The organism is Enhygromyxa salina, from assembly GCF_000737335.2.
Taxonomy (GTDB): Bacteria; Myxococcota_A; Polyangia; order Nannocystales; family Nannocystaceae; genus Plesiocystis; species Plesiocystis salina_C.
Genome location: NZ_JMCC02000267.1, coordinates 1 through 1540, shown reverse-complemented (window position 1 = coordinate 1540; position 1540 = coordinate 1). Strand labels below are relative to the sequence as shown.

At 57.2% G+C, this 1540-nt stretch carries 1 protein-coding gene; it reads left to right on the top strand.

Annotated elements, in window-relative coordinates; all coding sequences use genetic code 11:
- The first annotated feature begins 777 nt into the window (after positions 1-777).
- Positions 778-1350: a PDZ domain-containing protein gene (locus tag DB30_RS40790; protein WP_052559510.1), complete on the top strand. Its 573-nt coding sequence runs from the start codon at positions 778-780 to the stop codon at positions 1348-1350.
- Positions 1351-1540: the final 190 nt, after the last annotated feature.

Sequence of the window (1540 nt, the reverse complement as noted above, 5' to 3'; positions counted from 1 at the left end):
TGGGCCCGCGGCCGGTCGAGGGAGAACCGTGATGGCCAGCCGAATGTTGCAGTGCGATCCGTTTCAGTAGCCAGCGGCCAGCGGCTGCTGAGAGGGGCCCAGGGCCCCACTCACGGAGCCCCATCTGCACCGCGGCTCGAGCTGCTCGTGCAGGAACTGAGTCTCAGCTCCGCATCTCAACCCGACATGGACCTCAGGGCGGCTACTTCAGCGCGGCGATCAAGGTCGGGCTATCGCAGCTATCACGCCGACATGGCGACGGCGCTGGTACTGGCGGCGAGCTACCGGGTAGTCGTGCGGAACATGGAAGACCACCAGCGCGCAGTAGTACCCCGCCAGGGCGGGTCGCAGCGGCTGTTCAAAGCGGAATCTGCGAGTCGCCAGTGATGCGTTCCATTTTGGGCCGCTTCAACTGACCGGAGGAGCGGAATCTGTGAGTCGCCACTATACGTCCCATCTTGGGCCGCTCCGACCGACCGCAGAACGCCGCTGACGAGTGATGATCAGTGGGAACCACACAAGACTGCGGACCATGGCTGCGCGTCGCCCATGCCTGGACGAGGGCAAATATCCTTCTGAGATGGCTCAGTGAGTTTGCGCCATTGTTATTTTAGAGGAAACACAGTAGATAAGCTACATGACTGCCGTCCCACAAAAAAAAAATCATGCCATCTTGCCTGTGTTGCCATGGTGGCTGCGTTATTCTTGACCGGCTGCAAAGGGGAAGAGGGTCCAACGATACGTGTCTGTTCGGGAGGAGTATCAACTTGCACTGAAATGACATCCCCATGGGGATGCTACAACTCAATCGGGTTCCGGTACTCGGAGTGCTTCGAGACCGAATGGGCGGCAGATGCCTGGTGTCATACGAAAGGCCCTAATGATGCGTGGGAGGTCGATTGTTCCTTATACGCTAGCGACGAGACTGGCGACGAGACTGGCGACGAGACTGGCGACGAGACTGGCGGTGATGGTGATGGCGATGGCGATGCCTGGATTCCTGGGGACCACATCACCTACGTGAGCGCGGGTGAATACGTTGTCGACTATGCCCTCGTCTACCAAATCAAGAACGACATTAACATTGTACAGAATGACTCGACTAGGTTGGAGGAGTCAGCAACGAGCGACTACTTCCAACTGTGGGGAGTTGCGAGTGGCGATCTTGCGGCCGTTATGGGTTTGCAGTCAGGAGATATTCTTCTCTCCGTGAATGGCGAGAGCCTCGATGGCTTGGCCGACGTGATCGATGCGTATTTTGAGGTCGAGAACGACTCGACATTCGTGCTTGGGTTCTCTCGATCCAGTACAACCTACTACTATACTTATTACATCAGCTATTCCAAATAGCGCGCAGAATGCTGTTGAGTGAGATGCCTCATGACCGGAGGGCGGCGTATGCATTACCCTCAAGTCTCACGACCACGGATCTGGTACAATCCAAGCACATGCGACCTCGACAGTTGGTGACGCTCTCGATGGTCAGCTTACTGCTCGCGTGCGACAGCGGTCCTGAGCTTCCGCTCTCCTACGAGACCGA

Bases quoted from the DNA above. Each gene is read 5' to 3' on its own strand.
- DB30_RS40790 (WP_052559510.1), top strand. From the start codon at position 778: ATGACATCCCCATGGGGATGCTACAACTCAATCGGGTTCCGGTACTCG.